This is a genomic window from Pseudomonas sp. HS6-2, assembly GCF_049325675.2.
Taxonomy (GTDB): domain Bacteria; phylum Pseudomonadota; class Gammaproteobacteria; order Pseudomonadales; family Pseudomonadaceae; genus Aquipseudomonas; species Aquipseudomonas putida_N.
On sequence record NZ_CM143906.1, the window covers coordinates 6,109,885 to 6,126,610 of the forward strand.

The 16,726-nt window shown below is 64.0% G+C and carries 12 protein-coding genes and 1 pseudogene; 5 read left to right on the top strand and 8 right to left on the bottom strand.

What is annotated here, in order from left to right; all coding sequences use genetic code 11:
* Positions 1-66: 66 nt before the first annotated feature.
* Positions 67-1,557, bottom strand: coding sequence for an L-piperidine-6-carboxylate dehydrogenase (amaB, locus tag ACOKS3_RS28625; protein WP_103448501.1), 1,491 nt, complete (start codon positions 1,555-1,557; stop codon positions 67-69).
* A gap of 136 nt (positions 1,558-1,693) precedes the next feature.
* Here amaB and ACOKS3_RS28630 point away from each other — a divergent pair, with 136 nt between their 5' ends.
* Positions 1,694-2,584, top strand: a complete 891-nt coding sequence (locus ACOKS3_RS28630) for a LysR family transcriptional regulator (RefSeq protein ID WP_103448500.1) — start codon at positions 1,694-1,696, stop codon at positions 2,582-2,584.
* Positions 2,585-2,724: 140 nt separating this feature from the next.
* A complete protein-coding gene (gene hglS / locus ACOKS3_RS28635) occupies positions 2,725-4,110 on the top strand; it encodes a 2-oxoadipate dioxygenase/decarboxylase HglS (RefSeq protein WP_103448499.1) in 1,386 nt (461 codons plus the stop codon).
* Positions 4,111-4,179: 69 nt separating this feature from the next.
* Here hglS and ACOKS3_RS28640 read toward each other — a convergent pair whose 3' ends face one another.
* The 3 genes and pseudogenes from ACOKS3_RS28640 to ACOKS3_RS28650 all read right to left on the bottom strand — a co-directional run bounded on the left by ACOKS3_RS28640 (position 4,180) and on the right by ACOKS3_RS28650 (position 7,200).
* Positions 4,180-5,040, bottom strand: coding sequence for a methyl-accepting chemotaxis protein (locus tag ACOKS3_RS28640; RefSeq protein WP_422763603.1), 861 nt, complete (start codon positions 5,038-5,040; stop codon positions 4,180-4,182).
* Positions 5,038-6,078 (bottom strand): annotated as a pseudogene (locus ACOKS3_RS28645) (Cache 3/Cache 2 fusion domain-containing protein); the annotation flags it as partial. The pseudogene ACOKS3_RS28645 and the gene ACOKS3_RS28640, both read right to left, overlap by 3 nt.
* A gap of 195 nt (positions 6,079-6,273) precedes the next feature.
* The gene (locus ACOKS3_RS28650) at positions 6,274-7,200 is read right to left on the bottom strand and encodes a LysR substrate-binding domain-containing protein (RefSeq protein WP_422763571.1); all 927 of its coding nucleotides are present in this window, start codon (positions 7,198-7,200) and stop codon (positions 6,274-6,276) included.
* A gap of 156 nt (positions 7,201-7,356) precedes the next feature.
* Here ACOKS3_RS28650 and ACOKS3_RS28655 point away from each other — a divergent pair, with 156 nt between their 5' ends.
* Positions 7,357-8,739, top strand: a complete 1,383-nt coding sequence (locus ACOKS3_RS28655) for a NorM family multidrug efflux MATE transporter (RefSeq protein ID WP_422763572.1) — start codon at positions 7,357-7,359, stop codon at positions 8,737-8,739.
* 83 nt (positions 8,740-8,822) lie between these two features.
* On the opposite strand, the gene ACOKS3_RS28660 is transcribed toward ACOKS3_RS28655, so the two are convergent.
* The gene (locus ACOKS3_RS28660) at positions 8,823-10,490 is read right to left on the bottom strand and encodes a putative bifunctional diguanylate cyclase/phosphodiesterase (RefSeq protein WP_103448496.1); all 1,668 of its coding nucleotides are present in this window, start codon (positions 10,488-10,490) and stop codon (positions 8,823-8,825) included.
* 299 nt (positions 10,491-10,789) lie between these two features.
* Between ACOKS3_RS28660 and rep the strand changes: the two genes are divergently transcribed.
* Positions 10,790-12,799, top strand: a complete 2,010-nt coding sequence (gene rep / locus ACOKS3_RS28665; RefSeq protein ID WP_103448495.1) for a DNA helicase Rep — start codon at positions 10,790-10,792, stop codon at positions 12,797-12,799.
* A gap of 65 nt (positions 12,800-12,864) precedes the next feature.
* On the top strand, positions 12,865-13,437 hold the full coding sequence (locus tag ACOKS3_RS28670; protein WP_003253535.1) for a xanthine phosphoribosyltransferase: 573 nt from the start codon (positions 12,865-12,867) through the stop codon (positions 13,435-13,437).
* A gap of 124 nt (positions 13,438-13,561) precedes the next feature.
* Here the strand turns inward: ACOKS3_RS28670 and ACOKS3_RS28675 are convergent, their stop codons facing one another.
* The 3 genes from ACOKS3_RS28675 to ACOKS3_RS28685 form a co-directional block, all read right to left on the bottom strand.
* Positions 13,562-15,421 carry an acetyl-CoA hydrolase/transferase C-terminal domain-containing protein gene (locus ACOKS3_RS28675; RefSeq protein WP_103448494.1) on the bottom strand — a complete coding sequence of 620 codons (1,860 nt, stop codon included), beginning with the start codon at positions 15,419-15,421 and terminating at the stop codon, positions 13,562-13,564.
* Between the two features lie 139 nt (positions 15,422-15,560).
* A complete protein-coding gene (locus ACOKS3_RS28680; RefSeq protein WP_027917003.1) occupies positions 15,561-15,983 on the bottom strand; it encodes a c-type cytochrome in 423 nt (140 codons plus the stop codon).
* A gap of 136 nt (positions 15,984-16,119) precedes the next feature.
* The gene (locus ACOKS3_RS28685; protein WP_027917004.1) at positions 16,120-16,668 is read right to left on the bottom strand and encodes a cupin domain-containing protein; all 549 of its coding nucleotides are present in this window, start codon (positions 16,666-16,668) and stop codon (positions 16,120-16,122) included.
* Positions 16,669-16,726: the final 58 nt, after the last annotated feature.

Here is a 16,726-nt window from a genome sequence, read left to right on the forward strand (position 1 = left end):
TCCCTGTAGGAGCGGGCTTGCCCCGCGAACCGGGGGCTACGCCCCCGGCCATGCAGCATCAATCCATCAGTCGAACACGATACCCTGCGCCAGCGGCAGCTCGCGCGAGTAGTTCACGGTGTTGGTCTGGCGACGCATGTAGCCTTTCCAGGCATCGGAACCGGACTCACGGCCACCGCCAGTCTCCTTCTCGCCACCGAACGCCCCACCGATCTCGGCGCCGCTGGTGCCGATGTTGACGTTGGCGATGCCGCAGTCACTGCCCGACGCACTCTGGAAGCGCTCGGCTTCGCGAATGTCGGTGGTGAAGATGCACGACGACAGGCCTTGTGGCACTTCGTTGTTCAGGCGCAGGGCCTCTTCGAAGTCGTCATAAGCCAGCACGTAGAGGATCGGCGCGAAGGTTTCGTGGCGCACAACGTCGCTCTGGGCCGGCATTTCAGCGATGGCCGGCGACACGTAGTAGGCATTCGGGTACTGCTCGGCCAGCTGACGCTCGCCGCCGAATACCTGACCACCCTCGTCACGGGCCTTGGCCAGTGCACCCTGCATGGCGTCGAACGACTGCTTGTCGATCAGCGGGCCGACCAGGTTGTCCTTGCGTGGGTCGCCGATGCGCACTTTGCCGTAGGCGGCTTTGACACGGGCAACCACTTCGTCCTTGATCGAGCGGTGCACGATCAGGCGACGCAGGGTGGTGCAGCGCTGGCCGGCGGTGCCGACCGCAGAGAACAGGATGCCGCGCACGGCCAGGTCGAGGTCGGCGCTCGGGGCCAGGATCATGGCATTGTTGCCACCCAGTTCGAGGATGCTGCGACCGAAGCGGGCGGCAACACGTGGGCCTACTTCACGGCCCATGCGGGTGCTGCCGGTGGCGCTGACCAGTGGTACGCGTGGATCGTCGACCATGGCTTCGCCAGCTTCGCGACCGCCAATCACCAGTTGTGCCAGGCCAGCTGGGGCGTCACCGAAGGCCTTCAGGGCTTTTTCGAACAGCGCCTGGCAAGCCAGGGCGGTCAGCGGGGTCTTCTCGGACGGCTTCCACACCACCGAGTTACCGGCTACCAGGGCCAAAGCAGTGTTCCAGGCCCATACGGCCACCGGGAAGTTGAAGGCGCTGATCACGCCGACCACGCCCAGCGGGTGCCAGGTTTCACGCATGTGATGGCCCGGGCGCTCGGAGGCGATGGTCAGGCCGTACAGCTGGCGCGACAGGCCGACGGCGAAGTCGCAGATGTCGATCATTTCCTGCACTTCGCCCAGGCCTTCCTGGGTGATCTTGCCGGCTTCGATCGAGACCAGCTCACCGAGGTCGGCCTTGTGCTCACGCAGCACTTCGCCGAACAGGCGCACCAGTTCGCCACGGCGCGGAGCCGGCACACTGCGCCAGGCCTCGAAGGCGCTCTGGGCCTGATCGATGCGGGCGATGGTCTCGGCCTTGCCGAGCAGTTTCACCTTGGCGATCTGGCTGCCGTCGATCGGCGTGTGAACAGGGTAGTCGCCCTGGGTGTAAGCCTCGGCGGCAACGCCAAGGCGCTCGAGCAATCCAGCAACCATTTGTGCTTCTCCTACATCGGGTGATGGGGTGGAAAAATGATGTGGATCAGTATTAATCCGATCACACCGGCGCAACAAACGACCTTTATTCCGCATATCATTCCGTCAGGTAATGATTTGAGCCACAGAGACCACTATGTCCAAACGCCTGGTGCCCTCCATGACCGCCCTGCAGTGCTTCGAAGCTGCAGCCCGTCACCTGAGCTTTACCCGTGCCGCCGAAGAGCTGCACCTGACCCAGAGCGCGGTCAGCAAGCAGGTGGCGCAGCTCGAAGAGATGCTGCGCCACCACCTGTTCCTGCGTATCCGCCGGCGCCTGCAACTCACGCCCGCTGGCAGCCTGTATCTGGCCGAGGTCAACAAGATCCTCACCCAGGTCGACATGTCGAGCCGCTACGTGCTCACCTACGGCGAGCAGACCGAGATATTGAAAGTAGCCACTCAACCGAGTTTTGGCGTGCGCTGGTTGATCCCGCACCTCAAGGGCTTTGGCAAACGCCACGCGAACATCCACCTCGACATCCGCAACGAGATGGAGCCGTTCGCCCTGCTGCAGGGCTCAGCGGATGTGGTGTTCTTCTACGGCCAGGGCACCTGGCCGGGGGCTACCTGTGTGGAGCTGTTCGGCGAAGAGGTGGTGCCGGTCTGTGCGCCGGAGTTGCTGGCCGGACGTGAGCTGGCGGATGCCGGCGAGTTGGCGCAGATGGTGCTGCTGCAAAGCACTTCGCGGCCGGAGGCCTGGCATGAGTGGTTCCTCGAGCAGGGGTTGCACAGCGTCAGCGCCTACCACGGGCCGCGCTTCGATACGTTCTACATGGCGTTGAGTGCGGCACAGGCCGGGTGTGGGGTGGCGTTGGTGCCGCGGTACCTGGTTGCCAAGGAGCTGGCTGAGGGGAGCCTGGTCATTGCGTGGAATCATGCGATGCGCAGTGCCGGTAAGCATTACCTGGCCTATGCCGAGCATGCAGCTGAAGTACCGAAGGTGCGGGCATTGGTGGAATGGATTCGCGAGCAGCTCCAGGCTTGAGGGCCTCTTCGCGGCTCTAGCCGCGAAAGGGCCATGGAGGTCGATCAAAAAAGGAATGACACACTCACTTTTTTTCGCTTGTGAGCAAAGTGCATTCCCAGCTTTCATGTAAGTGTCCGAACCTAACCAGGAAGCTAGCGATGCCCGCCCACGATTTCGTCAGCCCCGACAGCATCCGCGCGCAGTTCTCTGCCGCCATGTCGCTCATGTACAAACAGGAAGTGCCGCTGTATGGCACGCTGCTGGAGCTGGTGAGCGAAATCAACCAGCAGGTCATGGCCGAGCAGCCCAAGGTTGCCGAAGCCCTGCGCTGGACCGGCGAGATCGAGCGCCTGGACCAGGAGCGCCACGGCGCCATCCGCGTCGGCAGCGCCGAAGAGCTGGCCACCATCGCCCGCCTGTTCGCGGTGATGGGCATGGCGCCGGTCGGCTACTACGACCTCAGTTCCGCTGGCGTTCCGGTGCATTCCACCGCGTTCCGCGCCGTGCACGAGCAGTCGCTGCACGTCAGCCCGTTCCGCGTGTTCACCTCGCTGCTGCGCCTGGAGCTGATCGACAACCTGCCACTGCGCGAATTGGCCCAAGGCATCCTGGCCAAGCGCAAGATCTTCACCGCTCGCGCACTCGAACTGATTGCCCAATCCGAGCACGATGGCGGCCTGAACGCGGCCGATGCCGACGAATTCGTCCGCGAAGCTCTGCACACCTTCCGCTGGCACCAGGACGCCACGGTCACTGCCGAGCAGTACCAGCAGCTGCACGACCAGCACCGCCTGATCGCCGACGTGGTGGCCTTCAAAGGCCCGCACATCAACCACCTGACCCCGCGCACCCTGGACATCGACGCGATCCAGGTCGGCATGCCGGCCAAGGGCATCCCGCCGAAAGCCGTGGTCGAAGGCCCACCGACCCGCCGCCACCCGATCCTGCTGCGCCAGACCAGCTTCAAAGCGCTGCAGGAGAAGGTTGCGTTCAGCGATCACCAGGGCAGCCACACCGCACGTTTCGGCGAGATCGAACAGCGCGGCGCGGCACTGACGCCGAAAGGCCGCCAGCTCTACGACAAGCTGCTCGACGCCACCCGCGCCGCCTTGGGTGGCGCGCCAGCCGAGGCCAATGCCGAGCGCTACAGGGCGCTGCTGCAGGAAAGCTTCGCTGCATTCCCGGATGACCTGGCGCAGATGCGTGAACAGGGGCTGGCGTACTTCCGCTATTTCGCCACGGAGAAAGGTATGGCGCAGCGCGACCAGCAGGACCGCCCGACTACGCTGGAAGGCCTGATCGCGGCCGGCCATGTGCACTTCGAGGCACTGGTTTACGAGGACTTCCTGCCGGTGAGTGCGGCGGGGATCTTCCAGTCGAATCTGGGGGATGAGGGCCAGGCCGAGTATGGCAGCAATGCCAACCGCGAGGCCTTTGAAGCGGCGCTGGGGCTGCAGGTGCAGGATGAGCTGGCGCTGTATGCGCAGAGCGAGCGGCGCTCGTTGCAGGCTTGTGCCCAGGCGTTGAACCTGGGTTCGATGTAAGGCTCAGGATTGCCGGGGGCGCTTTGCGCCCCATTCGCGGGACAAGCCGCGAAACGGCCCCCTGCAATCTCAGCGGAAGCGGTCCACTTCCTGGCGCAGCTGCGCCGCCAACCCTTCCAGTTCCCGCGCGGTGAAGGCCAGTTCGTTGGCCACATCGCGCTGCTCGCTGTTGGCTTGGGCAATGCTCTGCAGGTTGCGGCTGAGTACAGTGGCCGTGCTGCTCTGCTCCTGGGTTGCCGTGCTGATCACGGCAAACCGCTCACCCGCCGTACGGCTCTGCTCATCGATCCGCGCCAGCGCCTCGGCGACCTTGTCGTTGCGCGCCAGCCCTTCCTGCATCAGCTGATTGCCCTGCTCCAAGGTATTTATGGCGTGGCCTGTCTGTTGCTGGATGCTGGTGATCATCCCGGAAATCTCATCCGTCGCCTGGCGCGTGCGCGCAGCCAGCCCGCGCACTTCATCCGCGACCACGGCAAAGCCTCGGCCCTGCTCACCGGCCCGGGCAGCCTCGATGGCGGCGTTAAGCGCCAGCAGGTTGGTCTGCTCGGCAATCGCAGTGATCACGCTGATGATGCCGCCGATCTCCTGCGAGCGTGCGCCAAGGCTGTCCATTACCGTGGCAGTACCGCCCAGCGCTTCGGCAATCTGCCGCAGGGAGCTCGACGCTTCATCCATGGCACTGCGGCCGATACGGGTCTGCTGGGCGTTGTCACGGGCCATGCGCTCGGTACCGGCCATGTTGTCGGCGATGTTCATCGAGGTCGCACTGAACTCCTCCACCGCACCGGCCATGCTGGTGATCTCGCCAGACTGCTGGTCCATGCCTTCACAGGCACCGGCAGACAGCCCGGACAGCGAACGCGCGCGGCTGCTGACCTGCTCGGAGGCACTGCGGATGTGCTCGACCATGGTCGCCAGCGCTTCGCCCATCTGGTTGAAGCTGCGCGCCAGCTGGCCGATCTCGTCATGGCTGGTCACGCTCAGGCGCGCATTCAGGTCGCCGGCCCCCAATGCCTCGGCCTGACGCACCAGGTCATCCAGCGGCCGCAGCTTGCGGCGCAGCAGCCACAGGGTGGCGGCCACGGCCAGCAGCATCGCCAGCAGGCTGCCGATGGCCAGGCGCAGGCCGACGCTCCAGGTCACTTCGCGAATTTCCGCCTTCGGCATGCTAGCGACCACGGTCCAGGGGCCCTCGGCGAACGGCGCGCTGGCGCTGAACAGGTCCTGGTCGGCATTGGCCGGCGGCACCAGCCATTGGTCTTTTTCATCGCGAATGGCCAGGGAGCCGGTTTCACCGATACGGAAGCGCTTGAGGTTGGCGAACTGGGCGTTCTGCGCGTCGGTGTAATCGAAGCCGACGAACAACACTGCGATCACCCGGCCGCTGCTGTCGCTGACCGGCACATAGCGGGTCATGTAGTTGCGCTCGAACAGCACGGCGCGGCCGACGTACATCTGCCCGGCCAGCAGTTTGGTATAGGCCGGGTGCTGGCGGTCGAGCTGGGTGCCGATGGCGCGGGTGCCGTCTTGCTTCTTCAGGTTGGTGCTGATGCGCACGAAGTCATCGCCGCTGCGCACGAACAGGGTCGCGATGCCGGCGGTCATCTGCTGGAATTCGTCGACCACCTGGAAATCGTTGTTCAGCAGCCGATCACCCAGGTACAGGGCGGGCGTGCTTTGGCCTGCGACCTGCACGGTCTCGCTAGCGTGCAGCGACAGGCCCGAGGCGAAGCGGCGCTCGAACAGGCCGCTCAGGCGCTGGGTGTTGTCCTTGAGCGAACCGTGGAAGGTATCGAGCTGGTCGGCCAGCAGCCGTGCTTCGCTGGCCAGGTGGGCCTGGCGGGTGGCGAGATTGGCGTCGTCCAGCGCACGCAGGGCGAACAGGGTACTGCCGGAAATCACCAGCGCCAGCACGATGGCGAGGGCGACACCGAGTTGCGAGGCAATTCGGGCACGCGGTCGAGACATGAAGAAGCTCCTGGCAAGAGGCCGGGATCGTCCTGATCACCCTGACCGCCCGCTTGTTGTAGACGGGAAATCGCGTCCTCTTCCGGGACGCTGGTGCCATTAGATCGGCGTCGCATTTGAATACTTGAGTGTCGGGCCGGGGTATTCGCAAACGTTTTCCTTCAACTTGCCCCGCGAAGAAGCCAGTGCAGGCAGTCAAAGTGCCGGCAGAATTTCCACAGCTGGCAAGTCCACCGCTGCCGCTTCTTCCTGTAGAAACACACTCAACCGCCGCAACCGCTCCCCACCCGGCCGGGTCCGCGGCCACACCAGGTAATAATCCATGCCACTTGGCACCGCCGTCGGCCACGGCAGGCTCAGGCGCCCCTGAGCAACATCCTCGGCGACCATCAACAAGTCCCCCATGGAGATGCCATACCCTCGCGCCGCCGCGATCATGCCCAGCTCCAGGGTATCGAACACCTGCCCGCCTTTGAGTGAGACCTTGTCGCTGAGCCCCATGCGCTCCAGCCATTCGCGCCAGTCACGCTTGTCGGGGGTCGGGTGCAGCAGCTCGATACTGGCCAGCCGCCGCTCGTCCCACGGCCCCTCCTTCAACAGGTCCGGCGCACCTACCGGGATCAACAGCTCGGAAAACAACCGACGCACTTCCCAGTCCGCCGGAAACACCCCGTCGCTGAGCAGCACCGCGCAATCGAACGGCTCCTGATTGAAGTCCACATGGTCGACATCCATCCAGGCACTGGTCAGCTGCACCTCGTTGCCCGGTTGCAGGTGCCGGAAGCGGCTCAGTCGGGCCAGCAGCCAGCGCATGGTCAGGGTCGACGGCGCCTTCATGCGCAGGATGTCATCCTCCCCGCGCAAGGTATCGCAGGCGCGCTCCAGCGCCGCAAAGCCTTCACGCACACCGGGCAACAGCACCCGTGCCGCTTCGGTCAGCTGCAGGCTGCGACCGCTACGCACGAACAGCCGACAGGCGAAGTGCTCTTCGAGGGTGCGAATATGCCGGCTAACCGCGCTCTGGGTGATCGACAGCTCTTCACCGGCACGGGTGAACGAGCTCAGCCGCGCAGCCGCTTCGAATGCGCGCAGTGCATACAGGGGAGGCATCTGGCGGGACATGGGGCACCTGTCATCCGGGGGTGGGAATGGAATGCACAGAATCATATATACATGAGTTCAACTCATGCCAACCATCGCATTTATCCTTTTGTGCAAAGTTGACCGAAGCCTCAGAATCGTCGCCTTGCTCACCGATTCAGGAAGAAGGACACCCCCATGCATGTCGCGCCCACCACAGAACTCAAGGCTTTGCTGCGCCTGGCCGGGCCGCTGATCGCCTCGCAGTTGGCGCACATGCTGATGGTACTCACCGACACCCTGATGATGGCCCGCATCAGCCCGCAGGCCCTGGCCGGTGGCGGGCTGGGTGCAGCGAGCTACTCGTTCGTGTCGATCTTCTGCCTGGGCGTGATCGCCGCAGTGGGCACCCTGGTGGCGATCCGCAAGGGCGCCAACGACATCGAGGGCGCCACTCGCCTGGCGCAGAACGGCCTGTGGCTGGCCTGGGGCCTGGCGCTGGTGGCGGCACTGGTGCTGTGGAACCTGAAACCGGTGCTGCTGCTGTTCGGCCAGCAGCCGGAGAATGTCGACTCGGCGGCCGAGTTCCTCACCCTGCTGCCACTGGCCCTGCCCGGCTACCTGACCTTCATGGCCCTGCGCGGCTTCACCAGTGCGCTGGGGCGCTCGACCCCGGTGATGGTCATCAGCCTGGTCGGCACGGTGCTCAACTATCTGTTCAACGTCGCCCTGATCGAAGGCATGTTTGGCCTGCCGAAGCTGGGCCTGATGGGTATCGGCCTGGTCACTGCGGTGGTGTCGATGGGCATGGCCATCGCCCTGGCGCTGTACATCCGCTGGCACCCGGCTTACGCCGACTACCCGCTGCGCAAAGGGCTGTCGCGCCCTTCGCTACCAGCCCTGCGCGAGCTGTGGCGGCTGGGCCTGCCGATTGGCGGCACCTACATGGTGGAAGTCGGGCTGTTCGCCTTCGCCGCGCTGTGCATGGGCGTGCTGGGCAGCACGCAACTGGCGGCGCACCAGATTGCCCTGCAGATCGTCTCTACCGCGTTCATGGTGCCGACCGGGCTGTCGTATGCAGTGACCATGCGCGTGGGCCTTTACTATGGCGCCGGCAACCTGTTGGCCGCCCGCAGTGCCGGGCGGGTGGGGATCGGCTTCGGGGCGACGATCATGTTTGCCTTTGCGGCGTTGTTCCTGCTGCTGCCAGAGGCTCTGGTGGGGCTGTTCATCGACCGTAACGACCCCGGCTTTACCGCGATCTATCAGCTGGCGGTGCAGCTGCTGATGGTGGCCGCGTGGTTCGAATTGTTCGATGGCATGCAGACCATCGCCATGGGTTCGATCCGTGGCTTGAAGGATGCCAAGACCACCTTCCTGATCGGACTGTGCTGCTACTGGCTGGTGGGGGCGCCGAGTGCCTGGCTGTTCACCTTTACCTTGGGTGGCGGGGCCGTGGGGGTGTGGTGGGGGCTGGCGTTGGGGCTGGCCTGCGCGGCGGTGGCGCTGACCATTGGCTTCGAGTGGCGGATGAAGCGGTTGCTGGGCAAGGCCGGGGTTGGGGCTGCTGTATCGGCCTGACTGGAGGGCCTCTTCGCGGGACAAGCCCGCTCCTACAGGTCCCGCGCGATCCTGTAGGAGCGGGCTTGTCCCGCGAAGAGGCCCTAGAGGGCGGCTACGAGGGGGCGGTCGGACGCCTGCTGCAGATAATCGATCAACTCCCCCACCGGTAGCGGCTTGCTGACCAGGAACCCTTGTACCTGGTCACAGCCGAACCCGCGCAGCAAGGCCATCTGTTCCGGGCTTTCCACACCCTCGGCCACCACTTCCAGGTTGAGGTTGTGCGCCAGGTTGATCATGGCGTGCACCAGCTTGCGGTTCTCCTCGCGCATCTCCATCTCGGCAACGAAACTGCGGTCGACCTTGAGCAAGGTGATCGGCAGGCTGTTCAGGTGCACGAACGACGAGAAGCCGGTACCGAAGTCGTCCAGCGAGAAGCGCACCCCCAGCCGCCCGAGGGCGTCCATGGTCTGGCGCACCAGCTCATTGCGGCGCATCACCGCCGTTTCGGTCAGTTCGAACTCCAGCCAACGGGCATCAACGCCGTGTTCGATGATCAACCGGCTCAGGGTGGCCAGCAACTGGCTGTCCTGGAACTGGCGGAAGCTCAGGTTCACCGCCATGTGCAGTGGCTCCAGACCGCGCTCGCGCAGCGCCTGCATGTCGCGCAGGGCACGGGAAATCACCCAGTAACCCAGTGGCACGATCAGCCCGCTTTGCTCGGCCAGTGGCACGAACTCGCTGGGCGGCAGCAAGCCGCGCTCGGCATGGCGCCAGCGCACCAGGGCCTCGAGGCCGACGATGCGCCCATCGGGAAGGTTCAGCCGCGGCTGGTAATGCAGCTCCAGTTCGTCGCGGCGCAAGGCTCGGCGCAGTTCGCTTTCCAGGTCGGCCAGGCTGCGCGCATTGCGGTTGATGCGTTCGTTGAACACGTGGAAGGTGCAGCCCTGGCTGCCCTTGGCCTGGCGCATGGCGATGTGCGCGTGCCACATCAGCGGGTCGGGCCCGCCCTGGGCACGAGCGTGGGCCAGGCCCAGGCTGCAACCCAGCAGCAGGCTTTCGCCGTCGATCCAGTAAGGTTCGGCCAGCGCCTCGACGATGCGTTCGGCGATCCATTCGGCGCGGTTGGCATCGCGCCGCGTGTCGATCAGCAAGGCGAATTCGTCGCTGCCCAGGCGCGCCAGCTGGTCACCGGCCTCCAGCTGCTGCTTGAGGCGCGCCACCACCTGCAAGATCAGGCGGTCGCCGCACTGATGGCCCAGGGCGTCGTTGACATGGCGAAAGTTGTCCAGGTCCAGGTGGCCGAGGGCCACGCCTCGGCCTTCGTTCTCGGCCAGGCGCGTGGTCAGCAGGGCCTGGAAGCCCTGGCGGTTGGCAATGCCGGTCAGTGGGTCCTGCTCGGCCAGGCGCTGCAAGGTGGCCACCAGCACACCGCGCTCGCGTACATGGCGCAATGAGCGGCGCAGGGCATCGACATTGAGATGGTCGCGTACCAGCCAGTCACTCACGCCCGTTGGGGAAGTGTCTGGTTCATGGTCCAGCAACAGGATGGTCGGCAGCTCGCAGCGCCCGGGGGCGGGCTGCAACGCCGGCGTGGCCAGCACCACCGCCTGGCGATCTGCGCTGAAAAGGGTATCGACTGCCGCCCAGTTCGGCGCGGTCAGCAGTACTGCGCTACCGTCCAGCGGCAGCAGGCATTCGCGTAACAAGGCGGCCCATTCCGGCTCATCAGCCAACAGCAGCAAACGCAAAGGTTCGACAGGCGTGGACAAGCGGGCTCCTTAAGACTCGTAAGGTGTAGCGTTGGATATCGGACATGCCACTGCATAAATGAAAATGATTTTCACTTTTAGACATATCCTTTGCCTACAGTGCCTCCCGTCGCATTTTGACGTGCATCCTGCGCGAAAGTCGGCAAACCAGCAATTACGATTTTTCCGGTGAATAGCATTAGTTTCACTAATGCTTCCCCCCGAACAAAAGTCTGACTCAAACGTCAGACGGTCGCGCCACAAGTGGCCCATGCCTGTTAGAATGCGCGGCTATTTTCTGGCGACCCCCGGTTTCTAGCATGTCCCGACTCAATCCCCGGCAACAGGAAGCCCGTGACTACGTCGGCGGCCCTCTATTGGTGCTCGCCGGTGCTGGCTCGGGCAAGACCAGCGTGATCACGCGCAAGATTGCCCACCTCATCCAGAACTGCGGCATCCGTGCCCAGTACATCGTGGCGATGACCTTCACCAACAAGGCCGCCCGCGAGATGAAGGAGCGGGTCGCCACCCTGCTGCGTCCGGGGGAAGGCCGGGGCCTGACGGTGTGTACCTTCCACAATCTGGGCCTGAACATCATCCGCAAGGAGCACGGGCGCCTGGGCTACAAGCCGGGCTTCTCGATCTTCGATGAGTCCGACATCAAGGCGCTGCTGTCGGACATCATGCAGAAGGAGTACTCCGGCGACGACGGCATCGACGAGATCAAGAACATGATCGGTGCCTGGAAAAACGACCTGATCCTGCCCGCCGAAGCCCTGGAAAAGGCGCGCAACCCGCGCGAGCAGACCGCCGCCATCGTCTACACCCACTACCAGCGCACGCTCAAGGCGTTCAACGCGGTGGACTTCGACGACCTGATCCTGCTGCCGGTCAAGCTGTTCCAAGAGCACCCCGACGTGCTCGAACGCTGGCAGAACCGCGTGCGCTACCTGCTGGTGGACGAATACCAGGACACCAACGCCAGCCAGTACCTGCTGGTGAAGATGCTGATCGGCATGCGTAACCAGTTCACCGTGGTGGGCGATGACGACCAGTCGATCTACGCCTGGCGTGGCGCACGCCCAGAGAACCTGATGCTGCTCAAGGAGGACTACCCCTCCCTGAAGATCGTCATGCTCGAACAGAACTACCGCTCCACCAGCCGCATCCTGCGCTGCGCCAACGTGCTTATTGCGAACAACCCGCATGCATTCGAAAAGCAGCTGTGGAGCGAGATGGGTGTGGGCGACGAGATCCGCGTGATCCGCTGCAAGAACGAGGAAGCCGAGGCCGAACGCGTGGCCATGGAAATCCTCACCTTGCACCTGCGCACCAACCGCCCGTACAGCGACTTCGCCATCCTCTACCGCGGCAACTACCAGGCCAAGCTGATCGAACTGAAGCTGCAGCACCACCAGGTGCCGTATCGCCTGTCGGGCGGCAACAGCTTCTTCGGCCGCCAGGAGGTCAAGGACCTCATGGCCTACCTGCGCCTGTTGGTGAACCCGGACGACGACAACGCCTACCTGCGGGTGATCAACGTACCGCGCCGGGAAATCGGCTCGACCACCCTGGAAAAGCTCGGCAATTATTCCACCGAGCGCGGCATCTCGATGTACGCCGCCAGCGAGGAGCTGGGCCTGGGTGAGCACCTGGACGCCCGCTACACCGAGCGCCTGCAGCGCTTCAAGCACTGGCTCGACGGCGTACGCCACAAGGTCGCCCTGGAAGACCCGATTGCCGCGCTGCACGAGATGATCCGCGACATCGACTACGAGAACTGGATTCGCCAGCAGACCGCCAGCGACAAGGCTGCGGAGTTTCGCATCAGCAACGTCTGGTTCCTGGTCGAAGCGCTGAAGAACACCCTCGAGAAGGACGAAGAGGGTGACATGACCATCGAGGACGCCATCGGCAAGCTGGTGCTGCGCGACATGCTCGAGCGCCAGCAGGAAGAGGAAGAAAACGCCGAAGGTGTGCAGATGATGACCCTGCACGCCTCCAAGGGCCTGGAATTCCCTTACGTGTTCATCATGGGCATGGAGGAGGAAATCCTCCCCCACCGCTCCAGCATCGAGGCCGACACCATCGAAGAGGAACGCCGCCTGGCCTACGTGGGCATCACCCGCGCGCGCCAGACCCTGGCCTTCACCTTCGCCGCCAAGCGCAAGCAGTACGGTGAGATCATCGACTGCACGCCGAGCCGGTTCCTCGATGAATTGCCACCGGACGACCTGGCCTGGGAAGGCCTGGACGACGCGCCGGTCGAGGTGAAGGCCGCTCGCGGCAACAACGCCCTGGCCGATATCCGGGCGATGCTCAAACGCTGATCAACCCTTATTCTTTAAATCTGCCGCTTTCAGCGGCCACCTTTGTTACATCGAGGAATACCACAGTGGAAGCACTGCATCAGAAGATTCGCGAAGAAGGCATCGTGCTTTCCGACCAGGTTCTCAAAGTCGACGCGTTTCTCAACCACCAGATCGACCCGGCGCTGATGCAGCTGATCGGTGACGAGTTCGCCCGCCTGTTCGCCGATGCTGGCGTGACCAAGATCGTCACCATCGAAGCCTCGGGCATCGCCCCGGCGGTGATGACCGGCCTGAAGCTGGGCGTACCGGTGATTTTCGCGCGCAAGCACCAGTCGCTGACCCTGACCGAGAACCTGCTGACCGCCTCGGTGTACTCCTTCACCAAGCAGACCGAGAACACCGTGGCCATCTCGCCGCGCCATCTCAACAGCAGCGACCGCGTGCTGGTGATCGACGACTTCCTGGCCAACGGCAAGGCGTCGCAGGCGCTGATCTCGATCATCAAGCAGGCCGGTGCCACCGTTGCCGGCCTGGGCATCGTCATCGAGAAGTCGTTCCAGGGCGGCCGTGCCGAGCTGGACAGCCAGGGCTACCGCGTTGAATCGCTGGCCCGGGTGAAGTCGCTGGAAGGTGGTGTGGTCAGCTTCATCGAGTAACCGCGTCGCCTGCTTCGCGGGCGGTCCGACGCCTCGGCAAGCCCGCTCCTACAGGAGATCGCGTTCCCCTGTAGAAGCGGGCTTGCCGAGGCGTCGGACCGCCCGCGAATGCCCCAGCACCGATCTAACGCGCTGCCGCCAACCCCGCCAGCAGCAACCGCTGGTACAGCTCCTCTTTCAACCCCTGCGGCCGATCCAGCTGCATCCGCGCCAGGTGCGCCTCATACCCTTCCGGCCCCGGCGCCTCCAGTGCTGCCTTGCCCAGCTCCAACACTTCGCTCAGCTTGAACTTGCTCTTCAACCAGTTCAGCGCCCGCAACAGATCGCGTTCTTCTGCCGTGAAATCCGTGCCCAGCGGATACTCGGGGAACAGTCGCGCATGCCGCGCCTTGATCGCTTCCAGCCGCTCAGGCGTATTGTCAGTAAACCGCGCATCCAGCTGAAAGTCCCTGGCCAGCTTGCCGGCACGCTTGGCCTGCTCCATCAACTCGCCCTGAAAGCGCGAATCACTCACCGCCAGCAACCGTGCAATCACCTCGCTGTCGGTCTGCCCACGCAAATCGGCAATGCCGTACTCGGTCACCACGATATCGCGCAGGTGCCGGGGAATGGTGCAGTGGCCGTATTGCCAGAAGAGGTTGGACGTCACTTCACCGCCCGATTCGCGCCAGCTGCGCAGCAGCAGGATCGAGCGCCCTCCTTCCAGCGCATGGCCTTGGGCAACGAAGTTGTATTGCCCGCCGACCCCGCTGAGTACGCGCCCGTCCTCCAGCTGGTCGGCCACCCCGGCGCCGAGCAGGGTCATGCCGAACACCGTGTTGACGAAGCGCGCATGGCGGCGCTGGCGGCGCTTGAAGTCTTCCTGGCCGTACAGTTCGTTGATGAAGCTGATGCGGGTCATGGCGAACCGGGCACGCTGCTCCAGAGGCATCTCGCGTAGACGCTGGTAGAACGCCTGCGGGCCGAGGAAGAACCCACCGTGCACCAGAACGCCCTGTTCGTCCGCCGGGCGCCGCACCACACCGGCCTCGGCCAGCGCCAGCAGGCCGTTGACGAACATTTCACTGCACCCGTACAGGCCCTGAGCAAAGGCATCCAGCCCCCCTTCCCGCTCGATCAGCGCTTGCCACGCGCCGACATCCAGTTCGCCGAGCAAGGCGCGATACCCTTCGTTGTCACCCTGGCGCGCCAGCAACGCGGCCGCCAGCGCATCCCCCATGGCGCCGATGCCAATCTGCAGGGTGCCGCCGTCGCGCACCAGCGAACTTGCGTGCAAACCGATGCAGTGGTCCTGGGTGGTAACCGGCATGTTCGGGGTAGAGAACAGCCGGCGCTGCTCCGCTTCGTCGATCAACAGGTCGAACGCGTCGATCGGCAGTTCGGCATCGCCCGGCATGTAGGGCAGTTCGGTATGCACCTGCCCGAGCATGAGGATGGTTTCACCTGCCGCCCGCCGCTTGGCGATCATCGGCTGCAGGTCGAGGGTGATGTCGGGGTTGCAGGCCAGGCTCAGGTGGACAGGCTTCTCCGGCGTGGCGGCGACCAACTGGGCGACCAGGTTCAGGCCCTTGGCGTTGATGTCGCGAGCGGCATGGCTGTAGTTGCTGCTGATGTAATCCTGCTGGGCAGTTTCGCTGTGCAGCAGGCTGCCGGGTTGCATGAAGAACTGCTCGACACGGATGTTCGGCGGCAGACAGTCGTTGCGCAAGTCGGCGAGGTAGGTGAGTTCTTCGTAGTCGGCGAACACGCGCTCGATGAAGGGCTCGAGGAAGCGCCTTTGCAGGCCGTCGCCCAAGGGTGGCCGGCCCAGGGATAACGCCGTGTAGATTGTCAGGCTCCGCTCCGGCAATTCGCGCACGCGGGCGTACAGCGCGTTGACGAAGGCGTTGGGCTTGCCCAGGCCCAACGGCAGGCCCATGTGTATATGGGCTGGCAAGCGGGAGAGGACCTGCTCGACGGCCTGGTCGATGGAGCAAAGGTGCATCGTGGCCTCCTGAATCATCCATGGGGTCAGGGGTTGGACATGGCGCTAGTGGGTTGGTTGCCCCGCGAAAGGGCCGGCACAGACTACACAAATACAAAGCCCGCCAAAGAAGGCGGGCCTTGTGCAATTCATCTATGGCTCAGAGCCCGGACATCTTCTTGATGGCCCCTTTCAGGTCATCGTCCGAGCAGTCCGCGCAGGTGCCCTTCGGCGGCATGGCGTTCAGGCCGGTAATGGCCTTGGCCAACAGCCCGTCCACGCCACCCTGCTCGTCAGCGCGCTTCTTCCACGCTGCCCCGTCGCCAATCTTCGGCGCCCCCAGCAAGCCGGTACCGTGGCAGGCGTTGCAATGCTTGGCAATCACGTCATCCGGGGTCTTGGCTCCGCCACCGCCTGCTGCGGCTGCCACTTCCATACCCTTGCATTCCTGGCCCTGCACACACACCTGGCCCACCGGCTCAAGGCGTTTGGCGAGCTCGTCGTTGGTCGCTGCGGTTGCGCTCATTGCCCAAAGGGCGAATACGGCTGCTGGTACGGCCAGCATCTTCTTGATTTGGTTCACGCGAACACCCTCATGGTGGCTAATCACGCCCGCGGCCACGGTAATGCGAGCGTTGAAAAGTATAGCGGGAACCCGGAAACCGTGAAACGACCCCACTCAGGAAAGGGGTATTGCCGAAGCAATGCACTGCGCTGGATCAAAAGTTCGACGGTGTCGCCGCACTGATCAGCCGCGCTGGCGCGTCGAACGGATTGCGGAAACGGTGCGGACGGGTGCTTTCGAAGTAGTAGCTGTCGCCCGCCTCAAGGATGAAGATCTCGTTGCCCACCACCAGTTCGAGCTTGCCTTCGAGCAGGATGCCGGTTTCTTCACCATCGTGGGTGAGCATCTCGGCGCCGGTATCGGCACCGGGTGGATAAACCTCGGTCAGGAAGGCGATGGCGCGGTTGGGGTGCGACTTGCCCACCAGCTTCATGGTCACCGCACCGTCGGAGATGTCGATCAGCTCGTGGGCCTTGTAGACAATCTGCGCGGGGCTTTCGGCCTCCAGCTCGACCGAAAAGAATTCGACCATCGACATGGGAATGCCGCTGAGGACCTTGCGCAGCGAGCTGATCGAGGGGCTGACGCTGTTCTTCTCGATCATCGAGATGGTGCTGTTGGTCACCCCCGCGCGCTTGGCGAGTTCCCGCTGGGACAGGCCCTTGAGCTTGCGGATGGCTTGCAGTCGTTCGCCGACGTCCAAAGCTGGAGCCTCCTGAAACGGTGAGATGGCGGGGTATATGTGAACGATATCATGGCAA